The following is a 15759-nucleotide window of genomic DNA, read 5'->3' as shown; positions in this document are numbered from 1 at the left end:
AAGATTAAAAATTATCTAATAATGAGTGATTACAAGGAACGCCATGAAAATGAAATTTTCACGAAGGTGCTAAAAGCGGGAAGAAGAACTTATTTCTTTGATGTGCGCGAGACGAAAGCAGGAGATTATTATCTTACAATTACCGAAAGTAAAAAGAACTTCGGAGACAACGGAGAGGCAACATTCGAAAAGCACAAAATTTATCTGTATAAAGAAGATTTCAAAAGCTTTCAGGAAATGTTTAATGAATCTACAGATTTCATCATCAACGAAAAAGGTGAAGATGTAATATCAGAAAGACACGATAAAGATTTCAAAAGCAGATCTTACACCATAGATTCTGACGACGAAGTTTAAGACATAATATTAAAAAGCATCCAAATGGATGCTTTTTTTGTTTAATTTTCGTAAATATCTCGTTAATCTAAAAATTTACCGCTTACGTAATACCAACGATTCTGAATCATTTTAAAAGTAGACAATTCGTGATGAATTTGTTCATTTCCCTCTTCATCTATAAAATAAGCCTTGAACTCCACTTTACTCATTGAAGGTTTTTCTAGAATTTCCAGTTTAATCCATTCATTACTTTCTCCCCATTCCTGCAAATCTTCTTTATTATGAAATTTCCTTTTCTCGGGAAGTGTGGTATCCATTAAATACTCTCCATTAGGAATTGCAAATGCACAAAACCTAGACCTCATTAAAGCTTCAGCAGTGGGAGCAAATTTTTGCTTTAAATGATAGGGCTTACAGCATTCTCCGTAGCTTTTACCAGAACAGCATGGACAGTTCATATTCGAAATATTAAATTTTAAATGATTTACTTTTCACTTTTTAAATAAAAAAATTCCTCAAAATTATTTGAGGAATATATTTAAAGTTCTAGTTCAAAACGTAGGAAGTTCCATCTCTTCCATCTTTCAGTTCGATGCCTTCTGCAAGAAGTTTATCTCTAATTTGATCCGAAAGTTCAAAGTTTTTAGATTTTCTTGCCTGATTTCTTAATTCAATTAAAACCTTCAGAGTCTGATCCAGCTTTTCATTGTTATTTTCCTCAATGGTCTGAAGCCCCAAAACATCAAATACAAAAGCATTCAAGACAGATTTCAATTCCTCTAAATCTTTTTTAGTTGAAATAGTTTCTTTACCATCTTTTAGAGCAAAAATGTATTTTACAGCTTCAAAAAGATGTGCAATTAAAACCGGAGAGTTAAAATCATCCGTTAAAGCATCGTAAGCTTTATTTTTCCATTCATCAAGACGGAAAGCAGATTGCTTTTCATCATTAGGAGTAATGTCATTCAAAACTTTAATGGCTTCCATTAATCGGATAAAGCCTTTTTCACTCGCAAGCATCGCATCATTGGAAATATCCAATACGCTACGGTAATGTGCCTGCAGAAAGCAAAAACGTACAATAGACGGATGGAAAGATTTTTCAAAAAAATCGTTTTCGCCCGTTACTAACTGCATCGGCAGAATATAATTTCCTGTAGATTTACTCATACGCTGAGAATTCATCGTCAACATATTGGCATGCATCCAATAATGTACAGGTTCAGCTCCGTTGCAAGCTTTACCTTGAGCAATTTCGCATTCGTGATGAGGAAATTTAAGATCCATTCCTCCTCCGTGAATGTCAAAAGTTTCACCTAAATATTTAGTGCTCATTGCAGTACATTCAAGATGCCATCCTGGGAAACCTTCTCCCCAAGGCGAATTCCAACGCATAATATGTGCCGGAGAAGCTTTTTTCCAAAGTGCAAAATCCTGCGGATTTTTCTTTTCACCCTGTCCGTCTAAATCGCGGGTATTGGCAAAAAGTTCTTCGATGTTTCTTTTAGATAATTCCCCGTAATTAAGACCTCTTTTATTGTACTCCAAAACATCGAAATACACAGAACCATTACTTTCGTAAGCAAATCCTTTTTGAATTAACTTCTGAGTAAGTTCTATCTGCTCCACAATATGACCAGTCGCAGTAGGTTCAATATTAGGCGGTAAAAGATTGAAGAGTTGCAACACTTTATGAAAATCTACCGTATATTTCTGAACAATTTCCATTGGCTCCAGCTTTTCGAGACGGGTTTGCTTTACAAAACGGTCATTATTTACATCGCCATCATCAGTAAGATGCCCTGCATCGGTAATATTTCTTACATACCTTACCTTGTAGCCCAAATGCATTAAACTTCTGTAAATAAAATCGAAAGAAAGGAACGTTCTAACATTTCCCAAATGAACGTTGCTGTAAACGGTGGGTCCACAAACATACATTCCTACATTTCCTTCTAAAATGGGTTTAAAAATTTCTTTTTCGCCCGTAAGCGAGTTGTATATTTTTAGTTGCATTAATTATAATTGATGATTGATAAATGATTTTTTAAATTAAATTCAAAACAAATTAAGCACAACAGATAATTGTTGCAATAAAAATTCGGTTTGAAATTGTTTTAAATTTTATCATTTTAATACTCCAGTTTAGTATGGCTTCCTACATAATGAAGAAACTCTTGTCTTGTAATAGGATTGGTTCTGAAGATGCCACTTAATTCTGCTGTTGTAGTAGAACTTGCCGTATCTTTTATGCCTCTGCAGTTTACACAAAGGTGTTTTGCATCTATTATACAGGCGACATCTTTTGTTCCTAATGCTTCCTTTAAGGCATCTACAATCTGCATTGTTAATCTTTCCTGAACCTGCGGTCTTTTCGCATAATAATCTACAATTCTGTTGATTTTTGAAAGCCCAATTACTTCTCCATTCGAAATATAAGCAACATGTGCTCTTCCGATTATTGGTAAAAAGTGATGTTCGCAGAAAGAATATACGGTAATATCTTTTTCCACCAACATTTGGCGGTACTTATACTTGTTAGAAAATGTAGAAATCCCTGGTTTATTCTGAGGCAAAAGTCCTCCGAAAATTTCATTTACATACATTTTAGCAACTCTTTTGGGAGAATCTTTAAGAGAATCGTCTGTCATATCGAGCCCCAACGTTTCCATAATTTCCCCAAAAAGTGCGGTAATTTTTTCTATCTTTTCTTCCGGTGATTTTTCAAAAGCATCTTCCCTGATAGGCGTATGTTCTTTTCCTGTGAAAATATCATCGTCGTTATCCGTAAAATCAACCATTTTTATTTAATTTGCAACAAAAATACGGATAAAATCTGTTCATCATATTTAATTTAGCCGAAAAACATTATCTTTAGGCTACACCATCATTTTATACCATGATTATTGCTGAAGAAGTACTTAACTACTCCCAGAAAAAAGAATTTTTAGAGTTTCCTGCAAGACTTTACCAAAGCGACAAAAATTACATAAGACCACGCAATATCGACATTGAGGACATCTTCAATCCGCAAAAAAATAAATTCTTTAAGGAAGGCGAATGTACACGCTTTCTATTCATCAATAAAAATAACGAAACAGTTGGCAAAGTTGCCGTTTTTATTAACAAAACTTATCTGCAGCAACAACCTACAGGCGGAATAGGATTCTTCGACTGCATCAACGACCAAGAAACAGCCAATTTTATCTTTGATTATTGTAAAAACTGGCTTCAGGAAAGAGGAATGAAAGCGATGGACGGACCTATTAATTTCGGTGAACGTGATAAATTCTGGGGATTGGTAATCGAAGGATTCGTTGAACCTCTTTATGGCATGAACTACAATTTCCCTTATTATAAAGATCTTTTCGAAAATTACGGATTCAAAATTTATTTTGAACAGCTTTGCTTTTCAAGACCTATCTTCGGGGATGTTTCCAGAGTTTTTACGGTAATGCATGCAAAACACAGTAAAAATCCAGATATTTCTGCAAAACCAATGACAAAGAATAATCTGGAAAAATTTGCCGCGGATTTTACCGAAATCTACAATAAAGCCTGGGCTGCACACGGAGAAGGAAAACGCATGGAAACATCCAAAGTCCTGAAAATGTTTAAGACGATGAAGCCCATCATCAACGAGCATATTTCTTGGTTTGTTTACGAAAATGAAAAACCTGTTGCCATGTGGATGAATCTCCCGGATACGAACCAATGGTTTAAATATCTTAATGGAAAATTTGGGATTTGGGAAAAGCTTAAATTCCTTTGGATAAAAAAATTCAGGAAAAACGAAAAAATGGTTGGTCTTGTTTTTGGTGTAATTCCGGAATGGCAGAAACGTGGTCTTGAGGGATTTATGATTTGGGAGGGAACTCAGCATCTTAGAAAATATACCGATTTTAAAGTTACCGAAATGCAGTGGATTGGCGATTTTAATCCCAAAATGATAAAAATTGCTGAAAATCTCGATACGAAAGTAACTCGAAAGCTTGCAACCTATCGATATCTATTCAACAGAACCCAAGCCTTTGAAAGACATCCTGAATTATAATAACATGAGTTTGTGATAAGGATTAATAAAATGGAAAGCTAAACTTAGGTTACAATATTAAAATACAGTTTTATGGATCCAATAATTATTTTCATTATTTTTTTTGTTGTATTGCTGTTTTCTATTCCGGCAATTATTTTCTTAATTGCTTATTTGGCAGCAAAAAGTCGGAGAAAAAAGCAAAATCTCTTACTGAATGAAATTGGAAAGCCTGAGTTTTATGCATTTGTACGCTATAATCTTGGGAATGCTCAAAATGAGTTTTTTAAAATTAAAGCTTTTCAGGGAAGCGGAATGATTTTCATTAAAGACCAAAATATTTATTTCGTTGATACTCTACATCAACATCCTCATACTTTTTTATTGAAAGAAAGCATCATAAAATGGGAGGACATTAATATTGTAAACGGACTTCTGAAATGGTTTTCTATCTCTGATCAGGACAAAAAGTATTATTTCAACATCGACAGCGGAATGCTTATTTTTAATTTAAACTCTTCCAAACCGACCACAAAAAGTGTTTTTGAAAGACTATTGAAATACCAAAATGAGATTTTGTAGCCTATAAATTAGATAGAATTTCGGCGGAGCCTTTGGCTCCGCCGAAATTCTTCGTTGACAATTCAAACATTATATTTTTCAAACGAAATCATTTAGGAAATATAAATCAGTTTTGTTTTTAAAACCTTTTTACCTAATTTTTCCAGAACACTTTTGTAGGTTTCAATTTGTCTTTCATTCTTTTCGTTTTCGGAACCTGTCTTAAAATCTAAAATAATATATCCTTCATCGTTTTTTAAAATTCGGTCGGGGCGGTAGATTTTAGCCATGCCATTTTCAGAAATCATAATATCTTTTTCGTTGATAACCTGCCATTTTTCATCGAAAAACTCAGCATGAGCATCAATAATTTTCATTAAAACAGATTTTATTTCGGTTTTTTCTTCGAGAGTAATCTGCCCATCCAAAACATAGGTTTCTAAAACTCTGTCGACATCTTTTGGTGTATTTATTCTTGAAAGCAGTTCGTGTACAAAAAGACCAACTCTTACTTTCTCGTTTCTTACCTGATAATTCTTAGAAGGAGTAGCAATTTGTATAGAACTTTTAGAATCGCTCTTATTTTTTAAATGTTCAATATTCTGGGTTTTGAATTCAGAATTTTGATGCAAAATCTGCTTTTTGAGCATTTCAGGATTGGTTTCATACAAATCAAACTCGTCAAGATTTTGAAGGTTTTTAGATTCAACAAATTCGAGAATTTCCAGATTATTAGAAGTTTTATTTGCCTTTTGAAGATAAAAAAACAGCTGTTCTACTGGTCTTGTAGTTGCAACATATTGCAGACAAAGCCGATCTACAAGATTTTTATAAGAATTTTCCTGATTAAATTTTTCTATACCTTCATCATACGCTTCAAGATTTTTACTGAATTGATTGATATTGACCGATTTTAAAACATCTTCAGCCTCCGTTTCGAACCAATTGCTGAATTCCGAATCTCTGTTTTTATTCATCATCGGAATAAAAACTACAGGAAATTCTAATCCTTTTGCCTTATGAATCGTCATAATCTGAATGGCATCAATATTCTCCGAAGCCTGAATGGTATGTTTAGAAGCTTCTTCGTCCCAATATTTCAGGAATTCTTTGGTACTTGCCCCTGCATTTTGGGTAAAATTAAACAGCATTTCGAGGAAATTCAACAGAAAATCTATTTCTTTATTTCCGGAAGAAAATTCGTTAATATAATATTCAATATAATTATACAGATTAAATTTCGGAAACTGATCTTGCTTGAGTTTTAAAGAATATTTTTCTTCTAAAAAACCGATAATATTTTCATACTCCTGTAACTCAAGAATTTCCTTCATCTGTAAAGTGAAATCCTGCATTTCAATTTTCCCGAGGCGGTTGAGATAAAACATCATCATGATAAGATGGGGCTTATTTTTCGGATTGGTTTCCCATTTCAGAAACTCCACCACAGCTTTTATGGTATCGGATAATTCCAGCGTTAACCCTTTATCTGAAATGGTTTTTATATTGGTTTCCAAGCCTTTATAATTCACCTTTAGACTTCCTAGCTTTTGAGAATAAGAGAAAATATCGAAATTTCCACGACACAGAATAGTAATATCCGAAAATTTAAACCCATTATCGAGGCATTCCTGAATATCTTTCTGCATTTTTACCGATACATCGTCATAAAATTCTTCATTGGTGAGATTTTCGATAAGATTTACTTTTACACGACCTTCTATGGAAGATTTTGGATTTTGTTCGCCATCTGAACCAAAAATCTGGCGGTGCTCCTCTTGCAATTGATGAGAATGAAACTGATAAAGCTCATTATTAAACTGAACAATATTTTTTGCACTTCTCCAGTTGTCTTTCAAGACCAATAAACTTGCCTGTTTGGGAGAAATTTCTTTATTGTTGATGATGTCGAGCATAAGTTTACTTTCACCTCCACGGAATCTGTAAATACTCTGTTTTGGATCTCCCACAAGCGTAAATGAAGTATTCTCCGTGGAGATACTGTGATCTCTCAACGGAACAAAATTCTGCCACTGCAAAGAGGAAGTATCCTGAAATTCGTCGAAGAAATAATGCTGGAACTGCGACCCAACTTTTTCGTAGATGAAAGCAGAAGGTTCATTTTTCAGGTTTTCGTTAATGAGAATATTAAATTTTGAAAGCAGAACCAAATCATTTTCTTCCTCAATTTTTTTCAGTTCATCCTGAATATCTTTATTTACTTTTAACGGCAACAACGCTGAAAGAATTTTCTCTTTTTTCTGAGTTTCTATGTACAGCAAAATGAGTTTCATTCTGTTTTCTAAAAGAACTTCCAGAATATCAAAAACATCGGTTTCTTTATGTTTAGCTTTTGCAGAAGTACCTTTTCGGTATTTATCTACAACAGATTCTTCAGACGAGCTCGGAAAAGGAAATCCAGGTCTTTTTTTCTCGTAAAATTCTATAACTTTTGGAAAAAACCCTCCAAGACCATTTTTTCCCTGAGCAAAATCTTCAATCTCTATATTTCTGGATTTAAATAATTCGATTGACTGTAAAGCTAATTCTAATGACTGCTTTTTGTTCGCTGTAATATCTTTTCTTAACGTATTTTTGATATTTTCGTAATTCTCATCATTAAATTCTTTATTATCATTAAGATGTTCATAATGAATATCTTTTACAAATTCTTTGGCAGAATCGTATAGATTTTTATTGAGATTAATTCTTTCATTATTATCAAGACTATAATCTACATAATCCATAAAAGAGTTGGAAATGTTTTCGTTTTCCCCGATTTGATCCAACATTTTATCTACCGCTTCAATAAGAAAAGGCTCTGCATCTATTTCGAGATTAAAATTCTTCGCAAGACCAAGTTCATAAGAAAAACTACGTACCAAACGAGAATTGAAGCGATCTATGGTTCCAATATTTAAGGTAGAATAATTGTGAAGAATATAATCTAGCAGTTTTTTTGATCGGATATGAAGTTCATCAAGAGTTATTTTAAGTCCTTCCTCTTCAAAAGCTTTCTGAATATTCTTAAGATCATTATTATCTGCATAATTATCTTCTTTAAATTTCCCCAGCCATGAAAGAATTCTTTCCTTCATTTCATTAGCAGCCTTATTGGTAAATGTTAAGGCGAGAATATTCCGTATTACCTGTTGTTGATTAGGATAACGCAGACAGATCATTAAAAGCTTCTGCACCAAAGCATAAGTCTTTCCAGATCCCGCAGATGCATTGATGACAGTATAAGAATTTGACATTTTTTGATAAAAGATTTGATGCAATTTAATCAAAAAAAATCTGAAATTTTAACAATTCTAAACCAATACTTTAACAGTTTTACCCTCTGAAATCAAAAAATATCCTAAAAGCCGTTAAGTCTGGTTAAACTTCATTTCTGAACAGAAAATAATTTTAGTTTTGCTTAATAAAACAATATTCTGTGAAAATTAAACTACTTATTCTTTTTTCATTCATTGCGTTCATCAACATCCATGCTCAGGAATATATTTTCGGTAAGATTACTTATGAAGAAAAACATGAATTGGCAGACGTGAATGTTATTAACATCCGTACAGACGAAAGAGTTCTCAGCAACAGAGACGGGCATTTTATGATTTCCGGACGGGCTGGAGATATACTCCGGTTTGTAAAAACAGGTTTCGACAGATTTCAATGGAAAGTTGCTCCCGAAGACACTAAATCTTCTCTTAACATCAACATGGTACAATCTGCTATTCTGATAGAAGAAGTTGAAATTAAAAAAGGATTGACAGGAGATTTAAAACTCGATTCTAAGGCATTGGCACAATCGAAAAAAGTAGAGAAACTTAAGAGTGATCTTTCTCGTTACATCTCGCAAAAGTCTGATCCTAGAATTTTAGCTGCAAAACCCGGAGAATTTGTTCAGCCAAAAGGACAAGGCTTTTCTATCGGAAAAGTAAAAAATAAATGGGACGATTTGGATCTCGCCAATTATATTGTTTCAGCATTTGGAACTCAGTATTTCACAGACCTTCAGATTGAGCAGCCATTCATCAATCATTTTGTAAATTATATTCTGCAGACAGGTTTTGAGCGAAAAAACATCCTGAAATATGGTTATATGAGTGATGCCGATTTAATGAGATTTCAAAGAACTGTTTTAAATAGAATTACTACCTATAAAGCTCCACCAAAGCAAAAATAAAAGATGGTGAAGACAAAAGGATTTTCGCTTTTAATATGTTTTATCGCAAGCTGTTTATACGGACAAAAAATTTTGTCTGGCAGAACAATGAGCGAGAATAACAGGATTGTAACTTCTGTTCTGGTTATCAACATCAATAATAATGAGAAAACATCCAGTAATTCTAGCGGTGAATTTTCCATAAAAGCTTCATTGCAGGACGAAATCAGGTTTATAAAAAAAGGCTACGAAAGAACGATTAAAAAAATTGACAATCTAGACAACATTCCCGATATCATCATGACCCAGCTTCCTGTGGAAATAGAAGAAGTTAAAATAATTCCACTTTCCGGAAATCTAGCCAAAGATTCTAAAATGCTTACAAAAGTGGATAAAAAAGAAGAACTTCGCAAAGCAATTGGTCTTCCGAGAGGTCCCGAAAAGCCAAGAGAAGTTCCTGCGGACACAAGAAATCTTCTAATGGCAATTCCATTAGGACTTTTGGATGTACAGGGTTTATACGATATTGTTAGCGGAAAAGCCAGAAGACAGAGAAGATGGTATCAGTACGAGGATATGCAGGACGACATTGCATGGGTAAAAACCCGCACCGGTGATGAATATTTTGTAAAAGAAGGTATTCCTGCGGAGAGAATTTCGGAATTTTTGGAATTCAGCTTTATTTTAAAACCCGACATTCGGAGATATATTAAAGCCAAAAACATCTACAAAGTAATGTTTGAACTGGAAGAAACTCTTCCTGTTTATGTAGAAAGAATTAAAGAATCACAAAAAAAAGAAAAAGAGAAACGGTAGTTAATGGTAAACAATATCGTAAATTTCATCTTTAACCTGACTTAAATTTTCTGGTGTATAATTTCCCAAAAGCCAGAGATTAAGGCTGTTTTTTCCTTCTCCGTAACTTGGCTGAACATAGAGTTCATCAATAAGACTGAAACCATTTCTTTGGTAAAACAAAAATCTGCGTTTAGCGTATTCGTTTAAAGTTTCAGGCTCTATTTCCAGAATAATTCTTGGGAAATTTTTAAACAGCCAATCGGTTATTTTAGAACCAAGATTTTGATTTCTGTATTCTGCAAAAACCTCAAAATGCTCTACAAAAAGAAAACTCGATAATTCCCATACAATAAGATACCCTACATTTTCAGACTGATTCAAAACCGAAATAACCTTTACATTAGGATACTCAAACAATTTAACAAACTGAAACCACTCTCTTCTTTCATCCTCAGGAAAAGAAGAACAGTAAGATTTGAAAATTTTTTCCGTGCGGTAATCTTCTGCCGAAATAATTTGTAAAAACTCCATAATTTAAAGATCAAAGACACTAGGTCTTCTAGTAATAAAAATATCTTTTATCCAAAGTGTAAACGCAAGACCAAGATAAATTAAAAAGAAAAAACCGGCAGTAGCAAAAGTGGAATAAATAAAGAAAATTCTCAGTTTAGAAACAGGAATTCCCAGTTTGGCACCCATTCTGGTGAGTACACCAAACCATTCACATTCCATTTTATGGCGGAGATTATCAAACATGACGAGGTTCTTTTAAAATTTTGAATCCGATACCGCAATTTAAGCATTTTTTTGTTTCGCAAAAATTTTTGTAATGGTAAATTAGGCTTTGGCTTTCTAAAGAATTTTCGCTTTTTATCCCCAGATTTTTCCAGCCATCAACCACTGTATTTTTCTCTGCAGCTAAAACCCTGTAATATTCCAGAATTTCATCTGTGATATATTCATTAGTATGCTTTTCGTATGCAAATTTAATGGGAAGCACTGCATTGAGGAGGATAATTTCAATAAAATTGCTGCTAAGAATTTTCTGAGTGTTAACAGACGAAATTTTACCAAAATTATAATGATCATTCCAATATTCAGAAGCTTTAATATGGGCAAAAACAGTCTTTAAAACCTCAGAATTCTTTGCCGAAATAACTTCTGAAAACAAGTGAGAATGCTGAAAATACAAATCTGCAAGTTGCGAAAGTCGTATCGTTGGAAAATTGGCTGGTCTAAGCCTCAGAAATTTTGGAGAAATAATAACATTGGGAAGCTGGTATTTAGCTTTTAAAAAATCAAATTCTCTTTTCCAGATTTTAGATTGATGATCTACTGTATTTTCGAGCCATCCGGCAAGCCCAAAAAATAAAGCTTCCAACTGGGTTTTATCTTGTCTAATCTTGTTAATAACTGAGAAATCTACAGTTTCTGCCAACTGTTTAAAAATTGCCGCATTTATTTTTAATCCAAAAGCATAAGCAAGATAATGGAATAGTATCGCTTCAAAATTATTTTTCTGGATTTTTAAATCTTTTTCTATTACCAAAGATTTTTCTTCCAGTTTTTTGATGAGATTTTCTTCATGAAAGCCTATTGGTATTTTATCTGGACTAAAAACTTTTTCGCAGGGAATAAATCTGCTTTCATTCACAAAATGATGGTAATTACTGCAAATTTTCTCATCAATATAATTTCTAATCTCCAGTGTAGGAATATTTTTATTTTTGAATTCCAAAATATCTGCATCATTTTGAAAAACCACATGTAAAATTACATTTTGATAATCTGAATTTTGAGAATGCTGGTGAAAAATCCAGTCCGAAGCTTTCACATGAATTTCTATATTTCCTGCTAAAATGAGATTATTAATTTTAATTTTTGCAAATAAAAAATCAGGACCAGAATCTGAATTCCATTTTCCAAAATCCAAAATTTCAATTGAATTCCCGTCTGAATCTTTAAAATCAAAATGGGTAAACAATTTATAATTCCATATATATTGCAATAATTTCTCGTTCATTTCAGTGTTTTTAATACTTAAAATTAATAAAAAAAATAATTACAAAACTTACAGAAACATCCTTTGCATAAAAAATAAGACACATTAAACAAATAGAGATCTGAAGTTATGAAATCTGAATAGACATTATAAAAATAAAAAAAGTACACTATAAAGTGTACTTTTTGGGGTGAATGATGGGTCTCGAACCCACGACCTTCGGAACCACAATCCGACGCTCTAACCAACTGAGCTACAATCACCGTTTTGTGAGTGCAAATATAGGCATATTTTTTAATCTACAAAACAATTCCGTCAAAATTTTTCATTGCTATTAATTTTTCTGAAGTAAAGCCTTCTGCATAAGCCACTCCCGACAATCTTCCTAGATCCTGAGCACGATACGTTAAACTCTCAAAAAAATCTTTCGTTGCAATTGGAGTAACCGGTTCTTTTGAATCTGGATCGTAAAATTGAGTTTTATACGCCGCACACGCTTTAAGTTTTACATCCAAATATTCAGAAATATCTATTACAAATTCTGGAACTATATTTTTCCACTGGATGTAATGAAAAATCTGTTTAGGTCTCCAAACTTCCTGATTGATTCCGTCCATACTCGTTTCAATCTTTCTTAACCCTGCTAAAAAGCAAGAATCTGACACCAGTTTTGCTGCTTTAGCGTGATCCGGATGTCGATCATCAATTGCATTGGCCAAAACAATCTCTGGTCGGTATTTACGAATCATTCTCACAATTTCTAACTGATATTCTTCTGAGTTAACCAAAAAACCATCCTTAAGACCTAAATTCGCTCTTTCGGCTATACCTAAAATTCTGGCAGCATCTGTTGCCTCTTCCTTTCTAGTTTGATCTGTCCCACGAGTCCCCAATTCTCCTTTAGTAAGGTCTAGAATAGCACATGTTTTTCCTTCAGAAATTAATTTGGCTAAAGTTCCTCCACAACCTAGTTCTACATCATCCGGATGAGCTCCTATGGCAAGTATATCAAATTTCGTATTCATCTATCAAATTTAAAAAAACTTCCCATACAAAAATGAATGGGAAGTTAGTATATAATTATTATTTAAAACTATTTATTAAGCTCTGCGTTAAGATTAATAGCATCCTGATAACTAGGATCTAATTTAAGAGATTTTGCTACATAATCTTTTGCTTTTGCAACATCTTTGTCTTTTTCTAGAAAAGCAATTGCGAAGTAGGAATATGCTAAAGCTTGTTTGTTAGCCTCAATATCAGCTGGTTTTACAGTTGCAATAAATTTCTCATAAGAAATCATGGCAGCTTCATTATTTCCAGCTTGTTGATAAGAATATCCCTGACTGTAGTAAGCTGGTGCCCAATCTGGAAGTAAATTACTCATTTTCTGCCATGTTAAAACAGCCCCATTCCAGTTTTTCGCATCCTGATAAGCATTTGCCAATTTATAGATAGCATCAGAATCCTTTGGATTTGCAGCAACTAATTTTTTAGCTGCTTCAATTTCTGGAGTAGAAGGACCTGCGTCCGCTGAAGCCTGAGATGCTCCTCCTCCATTAATTTTAGCCAATTCCATATCCCATTTTAAGGTTTCATCTTTAGCTGCTTTTGCCAAAGCAATTTTTTGCTGAGCTTCAGCTTTCAGAGCAGTTTTCTTAGCTTCGTCTGTTTCAGTTTTTGCTAAGCCGGCAGCAATTAATCCCATTAAACCCTGGTCTGCAGGTTGAACTCTCGATTTCTCTGCTTTAGAAACGAAATTATCAATATTTTGTTTCGCTTCAGCGTATTGTCCGTCTGCATAATTTACATACGCTCTTAATTTAAATTTGATAGGATCATCAATCTTATCAAATATTTTATCTAAGACAACTTTAGAGTTAGCATAATCTTCATTAGTAAAATAAAGTTTTGCAATTTCTAATTGTGTATATGGATCTTCATCCGCATACTTTGTATAGTTAAGAAGATCCTGAGTAGCTTTAGCATTTTCCTGATATTTTATATCATAAGCAGCCAAAGCTTTGTACGCAGGTGCATAGGTTTGATCTGTAGCAATAGCTTTATCAATATTTTGTTTTGCCTGTTGCCATTGCTGAGCAGCCATCCATAAAGTACCCATTCTTGTATACACAGATGCTTTATTTTTAGCTAAAGGAAGTGCTTTATCATAAGCAGTCATTGCCTCACCAGGAATTCTTTTGAGTCTATATGCATCTCCTAACGTATAATAGTAATACGCAGGAATGTCTTTTTTGGTTTTTTCAATAGCTTTGTTTAGGTATTGAATTGCCAAATCTGGTGAGTTATTTTTTTCGAATATTGTTAAAGCTTCTGCCGCTCTGAATAATACTTCAGGATCTTTTTCTCTAGAATCTGTTACTATTTTCTGAATTTCTTCAATTGCAGATTTATCACCTTTTCCTAATTTAACAGAAGCTAAACCTATTTTATTAAGATAGCTTTTAGAATCTGCCGTTAATCCTTTATTGAAATTTTCTGATGCTTTTGCATAATCGGGTTCACCTTGTTTCAGAAATGTATTTCCTAAGTAAAAATAATTTTCTGCAGATGGCTCTTTAGCAATCATTTGAGTAAAATTATTTTTAGCAGCAGCATATTTATCGCTGTCTAAACTGTTGATACCGTCCGGCAATGTCTGCGCAAATGCAAAGTTGGTAAAAAATACTACTGATGCCCCAAAAGCAACCTTTCTTATATTCATAATCATTATATCTTTCATTTATATTTTAAACACTAATTTTAATTGGACGAAATAAATCACACAATTTTCAGACCAAAATAAGGGTTTTATTTTGGTTACAAAATAATATTAAGAATTTTTAACGCATCTGTACTTCGCGTCTGTAAATATTATACGGCTGAAGCCCTTCTTTTTCCACAACCATTTGCCCAAGTTGTGTGCAGGAGTATCTTATAAATCCGTTAGCAATATTGAAACCACCTTCATTGGCTATAAAATAGAGAACACGAGTAAAAGGGTATTTCATTTCTCTTAAACCATTAGCATCAGGTAAAAACGACTTATTATCTTTTACCACAGGGAGAATTTTTATCATTTCTCTAAGTTTTTCTGCATCTTTATCATAAGGTCTGCTGATGGTATTTAAACCAATGACTCCAATTTTATCCGGATATTTATTAAGCTCTTCAATTAAATTAACATTTCCGGAAATAATAGAAAACTTAAGGTCTCTAGGCTTTTTACCCACTTTTTGAGCCACGAAATTTAAATTACTAGAATTGGTTCCGTCAAAAACAAAATTTTTATTGTCTGATTGAAGTCCTTCTTTAATTTCATCAAAAGTAATACTGCTTTTTTCTGAATTTTTAGGAACAAAAAAAACAACCGCATCTGCTGCGAATCTTGCCGGAGTGAATTTTAGATCTACCTGATCTTCGTAAAGTTTAATTTCACTTGGTGATAAATCTCTGGACATTACGGCAATTCTAGCTTTGTCATTCAAAATATCCAAAAATCCTAAATCTTCTTTTTTCGTAAGAACTTTAATTTTTGTATCTGGATAACTGATCATATATCCTTCAGCCAATGCTTCCACAACGCTCTTAAAAGATTCGTCTGTAAGAATGGTCATATTTCCTTTATTGTAAGAAGGAGCGGTACTTTCATTCTTAGAGCAGCCAAGAAAAGAAACACACAATAAAAAGTATAAAAAAACTCTATTCATCCTCTTTATTTTTTAATCTTTTCAAAGCCCTAAAAATTCTAAAGATACCATAAAGAATTAATATTGCACCCAATGGATAGGCAGCTACAGGTTCTAGCGTTACCAAAAAGAATTTGAAAACCATTACTACAATTCCCAAAATTATATAAAACAT

15 protein-coding genes and 1 tRNA gene are annotated in these 15759 nt (G+C 33.2%); 5 read left to right on the top strand and 11 right to left on the bottom strand.

Going from position 1 to position 15759, the window contains the following annotated elements; all coding sequences use genetic code 11:
• The first annotated feature begins 21 nt into the window (after nt 1-21).
• Entirely contained in the window at nt 22-357 is a 336-nt protein-coding gene (locus IV513_RS01785) for a DUF3276 family protein (protein WP_209388806.1), read from the top strand.
• Between the two features lie 62 nt (nt 358-419).
• Here the strand turns inward: IV513_RS01785 and IV513_RS01780 are convergent, their stop codons facing one another.
• From IV513_RS01780 to folE, 3 genes are all read right to left on the bottom strand, one after another.
• On the bottom strand, nt 420-797 hold the full coding sequence (locus IV513_RS01780; protein WP_209388805.1) for a YchJ family protein: 378 nt from the start codon (nt 795-797) through the stop codon (nt 420-422).
• Nucleotides 798-885: 88 nt separating this feature from the next.
• Nucleotides 886-2355 (bottom strand): cysteine--tRNA ligase, encoded by a 1470-nt coding sequence (cysS, locus tag IV513_RS01775; protein WP_209388804.1) that lies wholly within the window; start codon nt 2353-2355, stop codon nt 886-888.
• 116 nt (nt 2356-2471) lie between these two features.
• Nucleotides 2472-3140 carry a GTP cyclohydrolase I FolE gene (folE, locus tag IV513_RS01770; RefSeq protein WP_209388803.1) on the bottom strand — a complete coding sequence of 223 codons (669 nt, stop codon included), beginning with the start codon at nt 3138-3140 and terminating at the stop codon, nt 2472-2474.
• A 98-nt stretch (nt 3141-3238) separates the two neighbouring features.
• Here folE and IV513_RS01765 point away from each other — a divergent pair, with 98 nt between their 5' ends.
• Nucleotides 3239-4393 carry a hypothetical protein gene (locus IV513_RS01765; RefSeq protein WP_209388802.1) on the top strand — a complete coding sequence of 385 codons (1155 nt, stop codon included), beginning with the start codon at nt 3239-3241 and terminating at the stop codon, nt 4391-4393.
• A 72-nt stretch (nt 4394-4465) separates the two neighbouring features.
• On the top strand, nt 4466-4954 hold the full coding sequence (locus IV513_RS01760) for a hypothetical protein (protein WP_209388801.1): 489 nt from the start codon (nt 4466-4468) through the stop codon (nt 4952-4954).
• 92 nt (nt 4955-5046) lie between these two features.
• Here IV513_RS01760 and IV513_RS01755 read toward each other — a convergent pair whose 3' ends face one another.
• Nucleotides 5047-8190: an exodeoxyribonuclease V subunit beta gene (locus IV513_RS01755; RefSeq protein WP_209388800.1), complete on the bottom strand. Its 3144-nt coding sequence runs from the start codon at nt 8188-8190 to the stop codon at nt 5047-5049.
• A 182-nt stretch (nt 8191-8372) separates the two neighbouring features.
• Here IV513_RS01755 and IV513_RS01750 point away from each other — a divergent pair, with 182 nt between their 5' ends.
• On the top strand, nt 8373-9119 hold the full coding sequence (locus IV513_RS01750) for a hypothetical protein (protein ID WP_209388799.1): 747 nt from the start codon (nt 8373-8375) through the stop codon (nt 9117-9119).
• Between the two features lie 3 nt (nt 9120-9122).
• Nucleotides 9123-9914 (top strand): carboxypeptidase regulatory-like domain-containing protein, encoded by a 792-nt coding sequence (locus IV513_RS01745; protein WP_209388798.1) that lies wholly within the window; start codon nt 9123-9125, stop codon nt 9912-9914.
• Here the strand turns inward: IV513_RS01745 and IV513_RS01740 are convergent, their stop codons facing one another.
• The 7 genes from IV513_RS01740 to IV513_RS01710 all read right to left on the bottom strand — a co-directional run bounded on the left by IV513_RS01740 (nt 9915) and on the right by IV513_RS01710 (nt 15605).
• Nucleotides 9915-10427, bottom strand: coding sequence for a GNAT family N-acetyltransferase (locus tag IV513_RS01740; protein ID WP_209388797.1), 513 nt, complete (start codon nt 10425-10427; stop codon nt 9915-9917).
• Nucleotides 10428-10430: 3 nt separating this feature from the next.
• The gene (locus tag IV513_RS01735; protein ID WP_209388796.1) at nt 10431-10652 is read right to left on the bottom strand and encodes a PspC family transcriptional regulator; all 222 of its coding nucleotides are present in this window, start codon (nt 10650-10652) and stop codon (nt 10431-10433) included.
• Nucleotides 10645-11919: a DUF2851 family protein gene (locus tag IV513_RS01730; protein ID WP_209388795.1), complete on the bottom strand. Its 1275-nt coding sequence runs from the start codon at nt 11917-11919 to the stop codon at nt 10645-10647. Before IV513_RS01730 ends, IV513_RS01735 begins: the two co-directional genes overlap by 8 nt.
• 165 nt (nt 11920-12084) lie before the next feature.
• Nucleotides 12085-12161 (bottom strand) — tRNA-His (locus IV513_RS01725).
• A gap of 36 nt (nt 12162-12197) precedes the next feature.
• Complete coding sequence (gene bshB1 / locus IV513_RS01720; RefSeq protein ID WP_209388794.1) at nt 12198-12923, bottom strand: bacillithiol biosynthesis deacetylase BshB1; 726 nt, start codon at nt 12921-12923, stop codon at nt 12198-12200.
• Between the two features lie 68 nt (nt 12924-12991).
• Complete coding sequence (locus tag IV513_RS01715; protein WP_209388793.1) at nt 12992-14638, bottom strand: tetratricopeptide repeat protein; 1647 nt, start codon at nt 14636-14638, stop codon at nt 12992-12994.
• Between the two features lie 100 nt (nt 14639-14738).
• Nucleotides 14739-15605: a PstS family phosphate ABC transporter substrate-binding protein gene (locus IV513_RS01710; RefSeq protein WP_209388792.1), complete on the bottom strand. Its 867-nt coding sequence runs from the start codon at nt 15603-15605 to the stop codon at nt 14739-14741.
• Between the last annotated feature and the right edge of the window lie 154 nt (nt 15606-15759).

The sequence above is a fragment of the Chryseobacterium sp. RR2-3-20 genome, from assembly GCF_017808115.1.
In the GTDB taxonomy this organism is placed as follows: Bacteria; Bacteroidota; Bacteroidia; order Flavobacteriales; family Weeksellaceae; genus Chryseobacterium; species Chryseobacterium oryzae.
Note: the sequence above shows the minus strand (reverse complement) of the source record. Positions and strands in the feature narration are given on the sequence as shown.